Here is a 17,632-nt window from a genome sequence, read left to right on the forward strand (position 1 = left end):
AAGAAAAGGCTTTCGCCGGTCACTCCCCACGCCTAAACTGGCCGCAACACGCGCCGCTGTCCGGACCCGGGCTGCGGCGCCTCTTGTTTAACGTGCAAGACACCCAAAAAGACTGGATCAAATCCGTGGCACGAACTTCCGACGGCCCGCACCGCACCAACCGCCCCAATGCTCCAAAGACCGAAGGAGCGCTGTCCGCGATGGCCGCCAAACCGGGCTTTGCCGCACGCAAAGCTGCAGCCGATATTCTCGGCAACGTGGTTCACAAGCGGCATGCAATTGATGCGGAGCTGGACCTGCAGTCCGGCCACAGCGGGTTCAGAAGCTTGCCTAATAACGACCGCGGGCTCGTCCGGGCCATCGTCGGCGCCTCCCTGCGCCACCGCGGAGAGATCAACGAAATTCTGGCGCGTTTGCTCGACCGCAAGATTCCGGAGAAGACCGGACGTGTGGTCGACATTCTGCATATTGCCATCGCCCAGATGCTTTTCCTCGAAGTGCCGGATCGGGCGGCCGTCGATCTTGCCGTTGACCACGCCGGCGCCGACCGCCGGGCCCGCCCTTACAAAGGCCTGGTCAACGGAGTGTTGCGCCGCCTGGGCCGGGAGCGTGCGAACGTCACCGCCGAGCTTGATGCGATACGATTGAACACCCCTGACTGGCTCTATGAGAGTTGGGTTGAAAGCTTTGACGCCGCCACGGCCCGCGCGATTGCCGAAGCCCATCAGGGCGAAGCTGGCATCGATTTGAGCTTCAAGGAGTGGAGCGACGAGAACGCGAAAACCTGGGCTGAAAAGCTCGGCGGAACCATCGTCGCCGGCGGCTCCATCCGGCTCAACGAAAAATCCGCGGTTGATCAGCTGGAAGGCTACTCGGATGGCATCTGGTGGGTTCAGGACGCCGCCGCCACGCTACCCGCCCGTCTTCTCGGCGACATTGCCGGCAAAAAGGTCGCCGACCTGTGCGCTGCGCCCGGTGGCAAGACGTTGCAGCTCGCTGCCGCCGGAGCAAATGTCACCGCAGTCGATATCTCCAAAAGCCGACTAAAGCGGGTGAGTGAAAATCTGGCACGCCTCAAGCTGCAGGCCGATGTGGTCACTGCCGATCTGAAGACATGGGAACCAACCGAGCCGTTCGATGCCATTCTGCTCGATGCCCCCTGCAGTGCCACCGGCACCATCCGCCGCCATCCAGACCTGCCCTGGATCAAACAGGCCTATGACATCGGCAAGCTGTCAGAGATCCAGAGCGAACTGCTGGAACGCGCCCTGTCCTGGCTGAAGCCCGGTGGAACCTTGGTGTATTGCACCTGTTCGCTGCAGCCCGAAGAAGGCGTCGCACAGATTGACGCGCTTCTGAAGAACCGCCAGGACGTAGAAATCCTGCCGGTCAAGGCCGAAGAAATCGGCGGTCTGGACACAAGCATCACGCCGCAGGGCTTCCTGCGGACCCTGCCGTTCCATCCCGCCACTGCCGACGGGTCTTTAATCGGCCTCGATGGCTTTTTTGCCGCTCGCCTTCGCAAGTTTTAACGCGGAATAAACCGTTAATAGGGCCTATTTAGAGGTAAGCATTTGCTAACCTTAATAGTTTGCATCAAATCGAGCGAAGGGTCGGGCCCATTTTCGGACGTCCGCAGACAGTAATCCAGGAGGTGACCCAGCGATGAAAGCGGTCACCGAACAGGGCCGAATCTGGCGCCTGGCGATGGGTCATGTCTGGCAAAAGGGCATGCGCTGGTTTCACGGTGGCCCGTTGTTTCGTCTGCTGCCCAGCCCCTCGGTCCCTGACCGGCTGGTCATTGCCCCGCAAGACCTGCGAACGGCTGATGAGACCAATGCCGCCGACATCTACGGCGGCCGCTTCCTGTTTTCCGGACATCTGGTCGAAACCCGTGGACAGTCACCGTTTTTGACGGAAGGCGCTCATCCCGATTGGTATCGCTCACTGCACGGCTTCGAATGGCTGCGCGATCTGCGCGCAACAAGCAGTCAGATCTCCCGTCAGAACGCCCGTGTACTCGCCGATGACTGGATCACCCATTGTGGTCGTTGGGACCGGGTTGCCTGGCAGCCCCCCGTTGTCACCCGGCGCATGCTGTCGTGGCTGTCCCATTCGCCATTTCTGCTGGAAGAAAGCGACCGGGACTTCTACACGCGCTTCCTGAGGTCCCTCGCCCGGCATCAGCGTTATCTGCGCCGAACCATCAACGACACCCAGGACGGGGTCGAGCGGCTACAGGCAGCTCTGGCCATCGCCGCCGCAAGCGTCTGCCTGTCCGGTCAGTCGCGCTTCACGCGGCAGGCATTGCGCCGCCTCGACTACGAGCTGGCGCGCCAGATCCTGCCAGATGGCGGTCATGTGTCGCGCAACCCCCGCGCGCTGGTCGAGATCCTCGCAGACCTCCTGCCTGTCCGGCAGGTGTTCCTGGCGCAGGGGCTGGAAATGACCGACACGGTCATCCAGTCCGTCGACCGTATGATGCCGATGCTGCGCTTTTTCCGACATCACGACGGCGCTCTGGCGCATTTCAACGGCATGGGGTCTACCCCAAACGATCTTGTCGCGACCATCATGGCCTACGATGATGCCCGTGGAGCGGCGCCCCTAAATGTTCCACACACCGGCTATCAGCGCCTAATCGGCAATCAGAGCGTCATGATCATGGACACGGGTCTGCCACCGAGAGATGCCGTCAGCGGATCTGCCCATGCCGGCTGTTTGTCCTTTGAATTCTCCTCCGGGCTCAACCGGATCATCGTCAATTGCGGCGTCTCAGAGCGCAGCAGCGATGCTTGGCGCAAAGTCAGCCGCTCAACTCCGGCTCATTCCACCGCGACTCTGGAAGACACCTCGTCTTGCCGGTTCCTGGCGGTCTGGCCGTTCAGCCGCTGGCTCGGGGCGCCCGTCGTCGCCGGCCCCAAAACGGTCCCGGTGGAACGCCAGCAAGATGAAGCAGGAACCCGTGTCACCGCCTCCCACGATGGATATCTGTCGGCTTTCGGCACCATCCATTGCCGCGATGTCCGCCTCGCAGGCGATGGCTCGGTGCTCGATGGAATTGATAGTTTTCCGCAGACCAAACCGAACAAGGTGGGCGATCAGTTTGCCATCCGCTTCCATCTTCATCCCTTGATTAAGGCCAGCGTCCTGCGCGGCGGCACTGCCGTATTGCTGGTTTGCCCGGACGGCGAAGCATGGGAATTCGATTCACCCGGTCAGGAGCTGGCACTGGAGGATTCCATCTATCTGTCTGACGTCTACGGCCACCGCAAGACCATGCAGATGGTCATATATGGGCGTATCGCATCGTCCCCTGCAGTCGTCTGGCAGTTCCGTCGCACTGCCGTGGCCAACACGGAACGTCGACCGCTCAACAGAGTGCGGGCTGAAGCTCTGGAAACACCGGAACTGCCCCTCGAGACGCCCGATGAGCACGAGGAAACCGGCATTGACCTGACGTCCCAGGCAGCGTCAGGTTCTGACGAGGTTTCGCCCCCCTGACGATCACACTTCCTCCTGAAGTTAATCGGCTCAATATAAGTCGAACCAGGTCCACGCCCCGTTTCTACAGTCGGAATGGCCGCAAACTGCGCTCTTAGGCTTTTGATTTTCCAGCTTTCGTGATACGGGCACGCCAATCCTCCCGTCTCTCCAATTCACGAGGCAAACTTCATGGCCATCGCGTCCAAGAGTGTTCCCGTACCGCCGCTCGTTCCGGTGAAACGCGCGCTGCTTTCCGTTTTCGACAAAACCGGGCTTGTGCCCTTCGCCAAGGCGCTTTCCGAGCGCGGCGTCGAGCTCGTCTCCACCGGCGGCTCTTACAAGGCGCTCCAGGAAGCCGGCCTTGAAGTCCTCGACATTTCGGAAGTCACCAACTTCCCCGAGATCATGGACGGCCGGGTCAAGACACTCCATCCGAGCGTTCATGGCGGCCTGCTCTCCATTCGCGATGACGCCGACCATCAGGCGGCCATGTCAGAACACGGCATCACTGGCATCGACCTGTTCTGCGGCAATCTCTATCCGTTTGAGGATGTTGTTGCGAAGGGTGCTAACTACGCGACCGGGATCGAGAACATCGACATCGGCGGCCCGGCGATGACCCGTGCGGCTGCCAAGAACCACGCCTATGTGACCGTGGTGACGGATCCTGCAGACTACGATGATGTGATCGCCGCTCTGGATGCAAACAACGGCCAGTCGCCGATCGACCTGCGCAAGAAGCTGGCCCTGAAGGCGTTTGCCCGCACCGCCGCCTATGATGCAGCTGTTTCCAACTGGATGGCCGATCAGCTTGAGGAAGCCACTCCGGCGCACCGCGCTGTTGGCGGCTCATTGGCCGAAGTCATGCGCTACGGAGAGAACCCGCATCAGTCGGCCGGCTTCTACAAGACCGGCGAAAAGCGCCCAGGCGTCGCATCAGCGCGCCAGCTTCAGGGCAAGACCCTGTCCTACAACAACATCAACGACACGGATGCCGCCTTCGAGCTGGTCAGTGAATTTGACCCTGCCCGCACATCCGCTGTTGCCATCATCAAACACGCCAACCCCTGTGGCGTGGCGGAAGCCGCAAGCCTGCGCGAAGCCTACGAGCTGGCGCTGCGCTGCGACCCGGTTTCGGCCTTCGGTGGCATTGTCGCCCTGAATGGCAAGCTTGATGCAGAAGCCGCCAGCGAAATCGTCAAGGTCTTCACCGAGGTGATCATCGCGCCAGACGCCGATGAAGCCGCACTGGAAATCATCGCCGCCAAGAAGAACCTGCGCCTGCTGCTCACCGGGGGGCTTGCCGATCCGCGTGCCAAGGGCCTGTTCGTCAAGTCCGTTGCCGGTGGCCTGCTGGTGCAGAACCGTGACAACGGCGTCGTTGACGATCTCGACCTCAAGGTGGTGACCAAGCGGGCCCCGAGCGAGCAGGAACTCAGCGATCTGAAGTTTGCCTTCCGCGTTGCCAAGCACGTCAAGTCCAACGCCATCGTCTATGCCAAGGACGGCGCCACCGTTGGTGTCGGTGCAGGCCAGATGAGCCGCATTGACAGCGCTCGTATCGCCGCCCGCAAGGCACAGGACGCAACAGAAGCCGCCGGATTGAGCGAAGCTCTGACCAAGGGCTGCGTTGTGGCCTCGGACGCCTTCTTCCCGTTTGCCGATGGCCTGCTGTCTGCGGCAGAGGCGGGCGCAACCGCAGTGATCCAGCCTGGTGGATCAATGCGCGATGACGAAGTGATCGCCGCTGCCGACGAAGCCGGTCTAGCCATGGTCCTGACGGGAATGCGCCACTTCCGCCACTAAGCCCGTGGCATGACACATTGACCTGCTCTTGCAGGTGACCCCGAGGCGCGGCTAACCCCGCGCCTCGACACGTTTCAGCAGCAAGGCTCCGGCGACGAAGAACACCAGGATCACCGACATGCCCCACCGTTGGGATCCTGTGGCAGCCGTGACCAGGCCAACGGCAAGCGGACTCATGAAACTGGTGACCTTGCCCGAAAGGGCAAGCAGGCCGAAAGACTGCGTTATCCGGTCCGGCGGAGCCAGCTGGACGAGATAACTGCGCGAGGCCGATTGCAACGGCCCTGCCGCTGCCCCGATGAACCCGCCCAGCGCCAGGAAAATCTGATCGGGCAAGCTGGAATACAGGCCCTCTCCCGTCCCCGGGGCGACGCCCACAACAAACAACACCGTCGTGCGATCCAGTGAGATCAATCCCAACCCACAGACCATCAGGATGGCCAAGGCCCCCAGCAGAACGGCACGCGGCCCGAAGCGATCATCCAGACGACCGCCCACCAGCGCGCCAAACGTGCCAGTGATCGTCAGAAGAATTCCGAACGTCCCGATTTCGATCGTCGTCCAGCCCAGCTGGCCGGAGGCATAAATGCCGCCGAAGGCAAAGAGGGCAACAAGCCCGTCCTTGTAGGCCATGTTCGCGAGCAAGAAGGTGATCAGTCCCTTTTCATCTTTCAACGCCTGCAAGGAGGTGCCGACGTCTGAAATGCCCTTGCGCACGGCCTGCATCAGGGGCGCTTTTTTCGGTGCATCTGGAACGAAGAGAAACATCGGCAGCACGAAGACGAGGTACCAGATGGCAGAGAACGGGCCGCTCGCGCGGTCCCCTTCACGCGTCACCGCGTCGAGCCCAAAAAGCGGGGCCCACCCCAGCAGCGTTTTCCCTGTCTCCGGATTGCTGGCCATCAGGCCCAGCACAATGATCAGGCTTACCAAGCCTCCGGCATAGCCCAAAGCCCAACCGAGCCCTGACAGCCGGCCAATTCGCGCGCGCGGAACAAGATCAACCATCATCGCGTTGTTGAAGATCGTGGCGAACTCGATCGCCAGTGTGGCAAAGCCAAAAGCCAGCAAAGCAATGGGAATGGCCATGGAACTCCCCGGAGCGGCATACCAAAGCATCCATGTCGCAACGACAAAGGGAATGGAAAACGCCAGTATCCAAGGCTTGCGAGGGCCGGAAGCGTCCGCAACGGACCCCAGAATCGGCGCGCTCAGGGCAATCACCAGTCCCACAGCTGCCGTGACATACCCCCACAGCTCCTGCCCCCGCGCAGGGGTCTCTGTCAGCGCCGAGGCAAAATACGGAGCGAAGACGAAGGTTGTGACCAGGGTGAAAAACGGCTGCGCCGCCCAATCGAAGAAGGCCCAGGACACCCGCGCGAGCGGGCCCGGCACGACACGTGCGGGAGAGCGTGACATCGTCATCTTAGGCCGAACTCCGGAGTTCTGAAACAAGGCAGGCCGGCAGCGTGACTGCCGGCCTTCAAGGCGTAAACTCGAAGCAAGATCAGCGTGTAATCTCTGCCAAAAGACTGGCCGCGACAGAAAATTTCGAGACGCTGAGCTCGCCGTCAAGAATTTCATTCACGGTCGATGTCGTCCGCTTGACCGCCGTTTCATATTCACTGAGCCAGGCCGCAAAGCCGCCCGCCTCGATGGCTTCCGTGGCTAGCTTGCGATGTGCCCCCGCCAGAATGGACCGTGCCCGATCGAGTGCCAAGCCATCGTAATAATCGGCAATCTTGAGCGTGTGGGCCAATCGGTCGATAGCACCGATGCGGAAGTAGGACGCCACTTCAAAGAAGGCTTTCGCCGCCTCACTCAAATCGGCACGCGTACCCTCCGCGATCATGACGATATCGGGAACGGAGCGCTCGGCCGGCAACCAGGCAATGCGCTCGGCCAGCTCCGGGCTGACTGCTGCATCCAGATAGGACTGCTGACGCTTGCTGAACTCGGCGGCTGAGGCATCGCCGATCAGGTTCTTCAACTCCGGCCGCAGGGACTCGATGCCAGCCGCAAAGCGTTCGATCACATCGGCAATGCCATTCTCGAAGCCGACATTCCGTTGGAACCAGACAACTTGCTCAATCAGCAGGCTCTGGATCGACATGTAAAGATCAAGCTGCAGGGCTCCATCAATCTTCGTGTCCAGTGCATCGACTTCGCTGTTCAGCGCCGTCAGACCAAAACTGTCGCGCACCGCAACGAAGGCACGCGCAATCTCGGAGGCCTTGCCACCGGTCTGATCCGCGACCTTGGTAAGGAATGTCGCTCCGCCCCTGTTAATGATGGAGTTGGACAGCATGGTTGCGATGATCTCGCGGCGCAGCCTGTGCCCCTTGATTTCATCCTGGTAGATGTCCGTCATCTGGCTCGGGAAGTAACGGAACAGCTCACGCTCCAGATAGCTGTCGTCCGGCACATTGCTTTCCAGCAGCTCATCGTAGAGATGCAGTTTCGCATAGGCCAGAAGCACACCCAACTCCGGTCGTGTGAGCGAAACGCCCGACTTGATCATTTCCGACAAAGCGGCATCGTCCGGCAGGAACTCGACCTGCCGATCAAGTTCTCCCGCCTGTTCCAGTTGCCGCATCATGCGAACCTGATAACCCAGGTTCTCCGATCCACGCTTTTCAGTCATCGAAAGCGTCTGGGTCTGCTGATAATTGTTTCGTAGAACCAGAGCGGCCACTTCCTCGGTCATTTCCGCCAGAAGCGTATTGCGGTTCTCCACGCTCAGCTTGCCCGACTTCACGGCAGCGCCGAGGGCAATCTTGATATTCACCTCCATATCGGAGGAGTTCACGCCGGCGGAATTGTCGATGGCGTCGGAGTTGCAGCGGCCGCCATTGCGGTCGAACTCGATGCGCGCCTTTTGGGTCAGACCCAGATTGGCGCCTTCGCCGATGACCTTCGCTCCGACCTGCCTTGCCGTGATGCGAATGGCATCATTGGCCCGATCGCCTGCATCCGCATCCGTCTCAGAAGCAGCGCGGATGTAAGTTCCGATACCGCCGAACCACAGCAGATCGACGTTCAGCTTCAGGATCGCCATCATCACTTCCTGTGGTGTCGCCTGCTTGCGCGACAGCCCCAGCAACTTTTGCATTTCCGGGGTCAGCGGAATGGATTTCAGAGACCGTGAGAAAACCCCTCCGCCCTTGGAAATCAGCGAGGTGTCATAGTCCTTCCAGGACGACCGTCCCAAGTCGAACATGCGCTTGCGCTCGTCCCATGTGCTAGCCGGGTCCGGATCCGGGTCGATGAAAATATCCCGATGATCGAATGCCGCCAGCAGCTTTGTCGCCTTGGACAAAAGCATACCGTTTCCGAAGACATCGCCCGACATGTCGCCCACACCACAAGCGGTGAAAGGTTCGGTCTGGATATCCCGGTTCATTTCACGGAAATGCCGCTTCACCGCTTCCCAGGCGCCGCGTGCCGTGATGCCCATCTTCTTGTGATCGTATCCGGCAGACCCACCAGAGGCAAACGCATCATCAAGCCAGAAATCCCGGCTCTGGGAGATCCCGTTGGCCGTATCGGAGAACGTGGCCGTGCCCTTGTCGGCAGCAACCACCAGATAGGGATCATCCGCGTCGTAGCGTTGAACCAGCGTCGGCGGAACCACCTTGTCGTCGACCAGGTTGTCGGTGACATCCAGAAGCGCATTGATAAAGATCTTGTAGCTCTCGGTACCTTCCTTGAACCACGCCTCGCGATCACTCATGTCAGGCAATCGTTTGGGCACGAAACCGCCCTTGGCCCCAACCGGAACGATCACCGCGTTCTTGACCTGCTGAGCCTTTACCAGACCCAGCACTTCCGTACGGAAATCCTGAGGCCGGTCGGACCAGCGCAAGCCACCGCGCGCCACCGTGCCAAAGCGCAAATGCACGCCTTCGACACGTGGGCTATAGACGGAAATCTCCCGGTATGGACGCGGCTGAGGCAAGTCCTCGATGCCGCGCGAATTGATCTTGAAGGCAAACGTCGGCTTCGGCTGACCAGCATGGTCGAGCTGATAGAAGTTCGTCCGCAGGATGTTGTCGATGGTGTTCTGGAAGCGACGCAGAATGCGATCGTCATCAAGACTGGAGACCGTCTCCAGATCGCTGGCAAGCTCTGTCTCCAGCTTGGTTATCCCGACCGTCCTGTCGCTCTCGGACCGGGTTGGGTCGAAGCGCAGATGGAACAGCTCTACCAGCTTCGAAGCAACATGCGGATAGGCATTGAGCGTGGTCCACATGTAGTCTTCAGAAAAGCGGATACCGGCCTGACGCAGGTATTTCGACAGGGCACGCAGCACCGCGATATCCCGCCAGGCGAGACCCGCACTGAGAACCAGCGCGTTGTAGCCATCATTTTCCGCCCGGTCATCCCAGATCGCCATGAACAGGCTTTCAAGCCGGGTAACCATCGGTCCATCGACCGGAATTTCGCTGCCGTCACGCGCTTCCAGCGTAATTTCGTGCAGGTAGTTCAAGGGTTCCCCGGTCGGAGTCACCCGGTAGGTCCGCTCGTTGATCACGCGGAACCCCATGTTCTCCAGCAGCGGAACACGGGCAGACAGCGGAATGGGCGAACCGCGGTGATAGACCTTCAGAGCCAGACGTGTGTCCAAGGCACCACTGCTGCGGAAGAAGGTGATCGCCGTATCGGTGTCGGCATTCAGCGTCTCGATCTTGAGAACATCATTCAACGCCGTTTCCGCAGTGTAGACTTCCTTATAGCCACCGTGGAATGCCAGGGCGTAACGGTCCGACAGGGCACGCGCCGTGACCGGATCGAACCGGACTTTCAATGCGTCACGCAAATTGTCCGGCCAGGTGCGAACCATTGAAGCGACGGCGGCCTCCAGCTCACTCTGGTCCGGCTGTGGCGTCTCCCCCTTGTCGCGGCCGATGATAAAATGCACACGCGTCAATGGGCGGTCGAGATAGGTCACATACCAGGCCGACAACCGGCCTTCGTAGATCGACGCGAGATAGCTGCCGATATTCAGCCGCACCTCGGTGTTGTACCGATCTCGCGGAACGAAGCAGAGAATGGAAACGTAGCGGTCGAACCTGTCGGCCCGCGCCAGCACCCGGATCCGAGGTCGTTCGTCCAGCTGCAGGATCGTCAGGGCAAAATCATAAAGCTTGTCACGCTCGATCTGGAACAGCTCGTCGCGAGGAAAGCTCTCCATAACATTCGTCAACGCCCGGCCGGAGTGGCTTTCCGGATCGTAACCGGCCTTGGCCAGGACACTGGCCACCTTGCGACGTAAGAAGGGAATGGTGCTCGTCGGCTCGGTGTAAGCGGTCGAGGCGAACAGCCCGATAATCCGCAGCTCACCGACCATCTTGCCGTCATCATCGAACAGCTTGGCGCCGATGTATTCCATGTGAACCCGCCGATGAACCCGGCTCTTCACGTTGGCTTTGGCGATAATGAGCGGCTCGGGCTTCAACAGAAATTCACGGATCTCCGGCGTGATCTGCACAAACTCCGACCCGCGCCGCAGCACGCGCACATCCGGATCGGCCAGAAGTCCGAGACCTGTGCTGTCAAAGGGCGAGAGGTTTCCCTCCTCGACACCGCCTTCGAACTTGTACTCGCGCATGCCGAGGAAAATGAAATTGTCTTTCGCCATCCACTCCAGAAAATGGATCGCTTCCCACAACTCGTCACCGGCACCGATGGCCTGTGTGGTCTTGTAGGTGTTGATGGCTCGACGCAGGCGCTTTTGCATCGGATCCCAGTCGCGCACGGCAGAGCGGACATCCTTGAGGACCGCGTCCAGTCGTTCATGCAGTGCGGCACGCGCCTCTTCGCTGTCCAGTCGGGACACATGAATGTGGATCAGGCTTTCCTGGTCTTCCTCGCGTGGCGCGCCGCGCTTTTTGCCTGTCGCGGAAACCAGTTTGCCGTCGTCAGCACGCTCAATGGAAAAGATCGGGTGCAACACGAGATGCACTTCCAGCCGGCTGTCCTGCAGCTCAGCCATGACCGAATCCACCAGGAACGGCATGTTGTCGTTGACGATCTCGATGATCGTGACGTCGCCTGCCTTGTCACCCTTCACCCGGAAGCTCGGGTTCGCCACCGTGATGCGATGGGAGCCCTTCTCGTGGTTTTGGAAATCCTCATACGCATGGCGCGCAAAGGCCAGGAGTTCCGCTTCGGAGTAGGTCGCCAGATCCTCGGCAGCTCCGCGCAGATAAAACTCCTGCGTGAAGGCAGCCAGTTCGGCGTTTTCACCTGCAAGAGTGTCTACAAGCGTCTTGATCAACTTGGCTTTTGCAATTTCCGACATATCCGGCATTTCCGCCCCTTTCGACTTTTTGCGAGCCGTCTTTTCGTTGTCTAGCAGGCCTTTGCGACAAGACATCTTGTCGCAGCGCGATCCGATCAAATATCCGACTGAATCAGTGTGTCGGCAATGGTGTAGGCAATGAGGTTAAAAAGATCCCTTTCGTCACCATGAGCGAGGGAAGAAATGATCGCAATTGGAAGAAATCGCCCGGCGCCCCCGGCTTTCCAATGCACGCGCGAATATGCTGCTGTTAAGACAATAGCTCGCCTAGGGTTACGGTTCCATTGCTGTCTGTCATCTCGCCCGCCCGACAGATGAGATCGATTCAATAAGCGTTTGAGTTCAAGACCCGTGCCAGACCAGTGACTTCCTTGCTGTTTGGGTGTATTAGGCTGGCACGAATTCTGAGGATCTTAGGAGAGGGAGCCGGGCAATGACTGCGCGCGTTTTCATCGATGGTGAAGCTGGAACCACTGGGCTGCAAATCCGCGAGCGCCTGGCTGCACGCCGTGATATCGAGCTTCTCTCCATCCGCGAAGATCTGCGCAAGGATGCCGGCGCACGGGCGGATCTGCTGAATTCCGCCGATGTTGCGATCCTTTGCCTGCCAGATGCGGCAGCGATCGAGGCTGTTTCGCTGATCGAAAGCGACAGCACACGGGTGATCGATGCCTCCACAGCCCACCGGATCATGGATGGCTGGGAGTACGGGTTTGCCGAAATGTCCAAGGATCAAAGCGCAAGGATCGCCGCATCCAAGCGCGTCGCAAACCCTGGCTGCTGGCCACAGGGTGTGATTGCCGTCATGCGGCCCCTGATCGAGGCCGGGCTGATCCCGGCTGACTTCCCTATCACGGTGAACGGCGTTTCAGGCTACTCCGGCGGCGGCAAGTCGATGATCGAAGCGTATGAAGCCGAAGGTGACAACGCCAACACCTATGCGCCCTACGGCCTTGGTTTTGGTCACAAGCACCTGCCCGAAATGCAAGCCTATGGCCGTCTGGCGACCACACCGCTGTTTGTGCCCGCCGTTGGCAACTTCGCGCAAGGGATGCTGACGGCTGTTCCACTGCAGCTTTCCGTCCTGCCGACCGTTCCGACCGGCGCGCAGCTGCATGCAGCCATCGCCGATCATTTCTGCGGCCTCACCGGCAGCTATGTCGAGGTTGCACCACTGCAGGCCATCGAACGCTCTGACGGGCTGAACCCCCAGGCACACAACAACACCAATGCCATGCGCCTGCATGTCTTTGCCAATGACGAAAAGGCCCAGGCCGTCCTGATGGCCACCTACGACAACCTTGGCAAGGGCGCCTCAGGCGCGGCCGTGCAGAACCTCAATCTGATGATCGGGGCCGAAGCGGACATCAGCCTGGTGGCTTAACGCCGCCACCAGGTTCAGTGAGATAAAGATAAGAACTTCTGGAGCAATCGCCATGGAAAAATTCGAAACCGTCACCGGAGTTGCCGCGCCGCTGCCGATCATCAACATCGACACCGACATGATCATTCCGAAGCAGTTCCTGAAGACCATCAAGCGCACCGGTCTCGGCACTGCTTTGTTCCACGAAATGCGAACCAACGAAGATGGTTCGGAAAACCCGGATTTCGTTCTCAACAAGCCAGCCTACCGCGACGCTCAGATTCTGGTCGCTGGCGACAACTTCGGCTGTGGCTCGTCACGCGAACATGCTCCGTGGGCTCTGCTTGATTTTGGCATCCGCTGTGTCATCGCCACGTCTTTTGCCGACATTTTCTACAACAACTGTTTCAAGAACGGCATCCTGCCGATCCAGGTTACAGAAGCGGAACTCGACAAGCTGATGGACGACGCCTCGCGCGGTGCGAACTCAACCCTGACGGTTGATCTGGCCAGCCAGGTGATCAAGGGTCCGGACGGCGGCGAGATCTCCTTTGAAATCGATCCGTTCCGCAAGCATTGCCTGATGAACGGTCTCGACGACATCGGCCTGACGATGGAAAAGGCCCCTTCCATCGACACATACGAATCCAAGACAGCAGACAGCCGTCCCTGGGCCTGACCCGGGTGGATCGCAAGATCCCTGCACGCTGAAACTTTTAAAAGCCGGGGATGCCCCGGCTTTTTTGTGTCTTCACAAAGGCTTGAAGAAAATTGGCCTGTGCGGATCACATTCTGTGCTTAAGTCGTCTCCATGTCTTTTTATTCCGCATCCATAGCGCCCTACGCCCCTTGGGCAGACCGAACCGGCCAGCTGTCAATTCTGCGTCTGCTGGTGTTCATTGCTCTGCTGATCCCGGGCGTCTCGATCCTGTCCGACCTGTTTTTCGGCCCGATCAGACCGGAGCCTTACGAACATGCGCTGCATGAGATGGGGGAATGGGCCGTCCGCTTTCTGATCGTCTCACTGGCCGTCACCCCGGCTCGCCGGATCTTTCGCTGGAACAAGATCATCGGCGTTCGGCGGATGATCGGCCTGGCAGCCCTGGGCTACGGCCTCCTTCATCTGGTTCTCTACATGGCGCAAGAGAATTTCGATCTGGCGAAGGTCGTGTCCGAGATCGTTCTGCGGATCTACCTAACCATCGGATTTGTCGCGCTTCTCGGGCTCATCGCGCTCGGTGCCACATCCTTTGACAAGGCTGTCCGCAAGATGGGGCGGCGCTGGACCCAACTGCACAAGGCCGCCTATTCGATCGCCTTTCTGGCGCTGCTGCATTACTTCTTGCAGTCAAAGGCCGACGTTTATGCGCCCACCCTGCTTACTGGGGTATTCGTGCTGTTGATGCTGTACCGCATTGCCGTCTGGCGCAAACTGCCAATCGACAATGTGCTGACGCTGATCGCTGTGGCCACTCTGGCCGCCTGTGCGACGGCCGGTCTGGAATATGCCTGGTATGCGCTTGCAACCAATCTACCGGCCGAGCGAGTGTTTTCAGCAAACTTCTCCCTCGCTTACACATGGCGTCCTGCCATCTGGGTCGGCGTTGGTGGTCTTGCAGTTGCAGGTCTGAAAATACTTGTCTGGGCCACCGGACAGACCATAGGCCGGTTGAAGTCCGCCTGAAACGCTCCCGGAGCGCCTTAGTCCAGCTTGTCGCCGGCAATGCGCTGAAGTTCGGCAATCCGCTCGCCGATAGGCCTCAGGGCCGAAACGGTAGTCTGAAAGCGTTGGGCCTGCTTGTTGAACAGCCGCTGCGCCAACTCCGGATATTCTTGAACCATCCGCTTGAACAGCGCCCGGCGGATGCGGATGACTCGAACTCCACCAACAGCGACAGCACGGCAAGGCCGCTTGGTATCGACTAATAGAGCGGTTTCACCCAGCAGTGTTCCAACGGTGGCCTTGTCGACTTCATCGAAGCCATCCGGGCCGCGCTTCAGCAGGCTGACCGCCCCCTCAGCGACCACAAGGCCGCCATCGGCGCGCTCGCCCTCATCGAACAAGGTAGAGCCACTGCGATAATCCAGGCTCTCCGCGCTAAACGCGAGCAACCGCAAATGGTCGTCGGCGAAGTCGGCGAACACAGGGATCTGCTGCAAGAGGCTGATGTCGTCAGTGAGGCTCATGATCAAGCTTTACGATGCTTCGCTCAGACGGTCCAGAGTTTGTACTCTCCCAAGTGGCAACCGCACACATTTAGAAGAGCCCCGCTCCGGACCGCGATTGGAAACTCAAGGCACCAGCTTGTATCCACCGGCTTCCGTCACCAACAGCTCGGCGTTGGACGGATCTCGTTCAATCTTCTGCCGCAAGCGATAGATATGCGTTTCCAGCGTATGTGTGGTCACGCCGGAATTGTAGCCCCAAACCTCGTGCAACAGAATATCGCGCGTCACAGGCTTTTCACCAGCGCGATACAGGAACTTCAGGATCGAGGTTTCCTTTTCCGTCAGCCGGACCTTGCCGCCATCATCGTCCTGCATGAGCTTGGCCGCCGGACGAAACGAAAACCGTCCGATAGCGAAGGTCGCGTCTTCGCTCTGCTCGTGTTGACGCAGGTGTGCCCGAATGCGGGCCAGCAAAACGGCGAACTTGAACGGCTTGGTAACGTAATCATTGGCGCCGGCTTCCAGGCCAAGGATCGTGTCGCTGTCGCCGTCATGCCCCGTCAGCATGATGACCGGAGCCTTGAAGTCGTTCTTGCGCAGAAGCTTGACCGCTTCCCGGCCATCAATATCCGGCAGGCCGACATCCATCAAAAGCAGGTCCACATGTTCCGACTTGGCCATCTTGAGGCCCGATGATGCAGAATCTGCCTGCAAAGTCGCGAACTCATCATACAAAGAGAGCTGCTCCACAAGAGCTTCACGCAACTGCGTATCATCATCGATGATCAAAATGGTACGTGCGGTCATTGAGTTTCCCTCGTTCGCTCCCTGCGGCGATAACCGCAACGTATCAATATGCTTTCCCAATAATATGGGAGGCCTCACATGTTTGTGCGAGGTAAATCATCGCTGGACAACCGCCGCTTCGTCAATTCTTGTTCACGCAGCCTTTATGGCAACTTTACTGAAACCAGCCTATCGCCTCTTCAAGCTACATGACACCCGGAGCGTCCCCTTGAACAAATTGGCCGGAGAGTTGAGCGTCCATGCCCTCACGCCCAAATCGACCCGCGGTATCCTGACCTGCGGAGCGCTCACGGTTCCATGTGCTCTTGGGCGCACCGGCCGCACTGCGCGCAAGTCGGAAGGCGACGGTGCAACACCATTAGGACGGTTTGAGCTGATGAGCGTCCTCTACCGACCCGACCGCGGCCTGCGTCCGAAGACGGTGTTGCCCGTCACACCCTTGGCTGCGACCGACGGATGGTGTGACGACCCGGCCCATCCGCATTACAATCAACCAGTCGACCTTCCCTTCGCCGCCGGGCATGAAGTCCTGTGGCGGGAGGATCGTCTCTACGATATTGTCGTGTTATTAAATCAGAATATGTTCCCGGCGGTGCCTGGACGCGGCAGCGCAATCTTTTTTCACATCGCCCGGGAAGGCTATAGCCCCACCGAGGGATGCGTGGCAGTTGCCCCCTCTCACATGCGGGCAATCCTGGAGCGCGTGCAACCAGGGGCTCATATAAACATTCGCTAGACGCGGCGGCTGAGCGCCGAACAGTACAGAAGAGGTGGCCATGCGCTGGAAGGGACGTCGCGGCAGCGGCAATGTCGAGGACAGACGCAGTTTTCGGACTGCTGGAAGATCAATGCGCTTCCCCATGCCACGCGGCAAGACAACCCGTCGTGGCGGTGGCATCGGTCTCGGCGGTATTGTCGTCGTTTTGCTGATTTCCTGGGTGACAGGCGTCAATCCTTTGACATTGCTAGGACTCGACCAGGGGCAGTCCTACGACAGCGGTCCCCAGCAAAGTTCCACGACGGCAACCAGCCCACGAAGCGACGAGACTGCAAAATTTGTCTCCGTCGTTCTGGCAGACACCGAAAACACCTGGAACGATTTGCTCGCTCAGAACGGCATGACCTATCCGGAGCCGAAGCTGGTTCTGTTTAGCGATGCGGTCCGTTCCGCCTGCGGTCAGGCCAGCTCGGCAGTCGGCCCGTTTTACTGCAGTCAGGACAGCAAGATCTACATCGACCTGACCTTTTACCGCCAGCTTGCCAACCAATTGCAGGCCCCCGGTGACTTCGCCCAAGCGTACGTTCTGGCCCATGAAGTCGGCCATCATCTGCAAAATGTTCTGGGCGTTCTGCCTGAATTCCACAAGGCCCGCCGGGGCATGAGCGAACGCGATGCCAATGCGCTCTCCGTCCGGGTTGAATTGCAGGCTGACTGCTTTGCCGGCATCTGGGCGCATTTCGCCGCCCAGCAACAAGGCTTTGTTGAAGATGGCGACATCGAAGAAGCCCTTAACGCCGCCAGCCGCATCGGCGACGATACGTTGCAAAAGCAAGCTCGTGGCTATGTGGTGCCGGAATCCTTCAATCACGGCACGTCCGAACAGCGGGTTCGTTGGTTCCGTGAGGGGTTCAAATCTGGTCGCATCCAGGCCTGTGACACCTTCAGCACCGATCGCCTGTAATAAAGATGCGCCTGA

Annotated in this window: 12 protein-coding genes; 8 read left to right on the forward strand and 4 right to left on the reverse strand. The window is 59.4% G+C overall.

Annotated elements, in window-relative coordinates:
* Positions 1 to 200 precede the first annotated feature (200 nt).
* From J0X15_RS15910 to purH, 3 genes are all read left to right on the forward strand, one after another.
* On the forward strand, positions 201 to 1,532 hold the full coding sequence (locus J0X15_RS15910) for an RsmB/NOP family class I SAM-dependent RNA methyltransferase (RefSeq protein ID WP_206943042.1): 1,332 nt from the start codon (positions 201 to 203) through the stop codon (positions 1,530 to 1,532).
* A gap of 133 nt (positions 1,533 to 1,665) precedes the next feature.
* Positions 1,666 to 3,504, forward strand: coding sequence for a heparinase II/III family protein (locus J0X15_RS15915; RefSeq protein ID WP_206942800.1), 1,839 nt, complete (start codon positions 1,666 to 1,668; stop codon positions 3,502 to 3,504).
* 171 nt (positions 3,505 to 3,675) lie between these two features.
* The gene (gene purH / locus J0X15_RS15920) at positions 3,676 to 5,292 is read left to right on the forward strand and encodes a bifunctional phosphoribosylaminoimidazolecarboxamide formyltransferase/IMP cyclohydrolase (protein ID WP_206942802.1); all 1,617 of its coding nucleotides are present in this window, start codon (positions 3,676 to 3,678) and stop codon (positions 5,290 to 5,292) included.
* A gap of 51 nt (positions 5,293 to 5,343) precedes the next feature.
* On the opposite strand, the gene J0X15_RS15925 is transcribed toward purH, so the two are convergent.
* Together J0X15_RS15925 and J0X15_RS15930 are read right to left on the reverse strand one after the other, a co-directional pair.
* Complete coding sequence (locus J0X15_RS15925) at positions 5,344 to 6,717, reverse strand: MFS transporter (protein ID WP_206942804.1); 1,374 nt, start codon at positions 6,715 to 6,717, stop codon at positions 5,344 to 5,346.
* An 82-nt stretch (positions 6,718 to 6,799) separates the two neighbouring features.
* Positions 6,800 to 11,605, reverse strand: coding sequence for an NAD-glutamate dehydrogenase (locus J0X15_RS15930; protein ID WP_206942806.1), 4,806 nt, complete (start codon positions 11,603 to 11,605; stop codon positions 6,800 to 6,802).
* A 424-nt stretch (positions 11,606 to 12,029) separates the two neighbouring features.
* Here J0X15_RS15930 and argC point away from each other — a divergent pair, with 424 nt between their 5' ends.
* The 3 genes from argC to J0X15_RS15945 all read left to right on the forward strand — a co-directional run bounded on the left by argC (position 12,030) and on the right by J0X15_RS15945 (position 14,643).
* Positions 12,030 to 12,980: an N-acetyl-gamma-glutamyl-phosphate reductase gene (gene argC / locus J0X15_RS15935; RefSeq protein ID WP_206942808.1), complete on the forward strand. Its 951-nt coding sequence runs from the start codon at positions 12,030 to 12,032 to the stop codon at positions 12,978 to 12,980.
* 52 nt (positions 12,981 to 13,032) lie between these two features.
* Complete coding sequence (gene leuD / locus J0X15_RS15940) at positions 13,033 to 13,638, forward strand: 3-isopropylmalate dehydratase small subunit (RefSeq protein WP_206942809.1); 606 nt, start codon at positions 13,033 to 13,035, stop codon at positions 13,636 to 13,638.
* Positions 13,639 to 13,770: 132 nt separating this feature from the next.
* Complete coding sequence (locus J0X15_RS15945; protein ID WP_206942812.1) at positions 13,771 to 14,643, forward strand: protein-methionine-sulfoxide reductase heme-binding subunit MsrQ; 873 nt, start codon at positions 13,771 to 13,773, stop codon at positions 14,641 to 14,643.
* A gap of 17 nt (positions 14,644 to 14,660) precedes the next feature.
* Here the strand turns inward: J0X15_RS15945 and J0X15_RS15950 are convergent, their stop codons facing one another.
* Positions 14,661 to 15,146 (reverse strand): Crp/Fnr family transcriptional regulator, encoded by a 486-nt coding sequence (locus J0X15_RS15950; RefSeq protein ID WP_206942814.1) that lies wholly within the window; start codon positions 15,144 to 15,146, stop codon positions 14,661 to 14,663.
* A 105-nt stretch (positions 15,147 to 15,251) separates the two neighbouring features.
* The gene (locus J0X15_RS15955; RefSeq protein WP_206942816.1) at positions 15,252 to 15,935 is read right to left on the reverse strand and encodes a response regulator transcription factor; all 684 of its coding nucleotides are present in this window, start codon (positions 15,933 to 15,935) and stop codon (positions 15,252 to 15,254) included.
* Positions 15,936 to 16,143: 208 nt separating this feature from the next.
* Between J0X15_RS15955 and J0X15_RS15960 the strand changes: the two genes are divergently transcribed.
* Both J0X15_RS15960 and ypfJ read left to right on the forward strand, forming a co-directional pair.
* Positions 16,144 to 16,671, forward strand: coding sequence for a L,D-transpeptidase family protein (locus tag J0X15_RS15960; protein WP_231710451.1), 528 nt, complete (start codon positions 16,144 to 16,146; stop codon positions 16,669 to 16,671).
* Between the two features lie 40 nt (positions 16,672 to 16,711).
* Entirely contained in the window at positions 16,712 to 17,617 is a 906-nt protein-coding gene (ypfJ, locus tag J0X15_RS15965; RefSeq protein WP_206942820.1) for a KPN_02809 family neutral zinc metallopeptidase, read from the forward strand.
* Positions 17,618 to 17,632: the final 15 nt, after the last annotated feature.

It is taken from the genome of Roseibium limicola, from assembly GCF_017313085.1.
Taxonomy (GTDB): domain Bacteria; phylum Pseudomonadota; class Alphaproteobacteria; order Rhizobiales; family Stappiaceae; genus Roseibium; species Roseibium limicola.

What these genes read in the sequence shown, in the direction of transcription:
- J0X15_RS15910 (WP_206943042.1), top strand. Translation starts at nt 201, where the DNA reads ATGGCCGCCAAACCGGGCTTTGCCGCACGCAAAGCTGCAGCCGATATT.
- J0X15_RS15915 (WP_206942800.1), top strand. Translation starts at nt 1,666, where the DNA reads ATGAAAGCGGTCACCGAACAGGGCCGAATCTGGCGCCTGGCGATGGGT.
- purH (WP_206942802.1), top strand. Translation starts at nt 3,676, where the DNA reads ATGGCCATCGCGTCCAAGAGTGTTCCCGTACCGCCGCTCGTTCCGGTG.
- J0X15_RS15925 (WP_206942804.1), bottom strand. Translation starts at nt 6,717, where the DNA reads ATGACGATGTCACGCTCTCCCGCACGTGTCGTGCCGGGCCCGCTCGCG.
- J0X15_RS15930 (WP_206942806.1), bottom strand. Translation starts at nt 11,605, where the DNA reads ATGCCGGATATGTCGGAAATTGCAAAAGCCAAGTTGATCAAGACGCTT.
- argC (WP_206942808.1), top strand. Translation starts at nt 12,030, where the DNA reads ATGACTGCGCGCGTTTTCATCGATGGTGAAGCTGGAACCACTGGGCTG.
- leuD (WP_206942809.1), top strand. Translation starts at nt 13,033, where the DNA reads ATGGAAAAATTCGAAACCGTCACCGGAGTTGCCGCGCCGCTGCCGATC.
- J0X15_RS15945 (WP_206942812.1), top strand. Translation starts at nt 13,771, where the DNA reads ATGTCTTTTTATTCCGCATCCATAGCGCCCTACGCCCCTTGGGCAGAC.
- J0X15_RS15950 (WP_206942814.1), bottom strand. Translation starts at nt 15,146, where the DNA reads ATGAGCCTCACTGACGACATCAGCCTCTTGCAGCAGATCCCTGTGTTC.
- J0X15_RS15955 (WP_206942816.1), bottom strand. Translation starts at nt 15,935, where the DNA reads ATGACCGCACGTACCATTTTGATCATCGATGATGATACGCAGTTGCGT.
- ypfJ (WP_206942820.1), top strand. Translation starts at nt 16,712, where the DNA reads ATGCGCTGGAAGGGACGTCGCGGCAGCGGCAATGTCGAGGACAGACGC.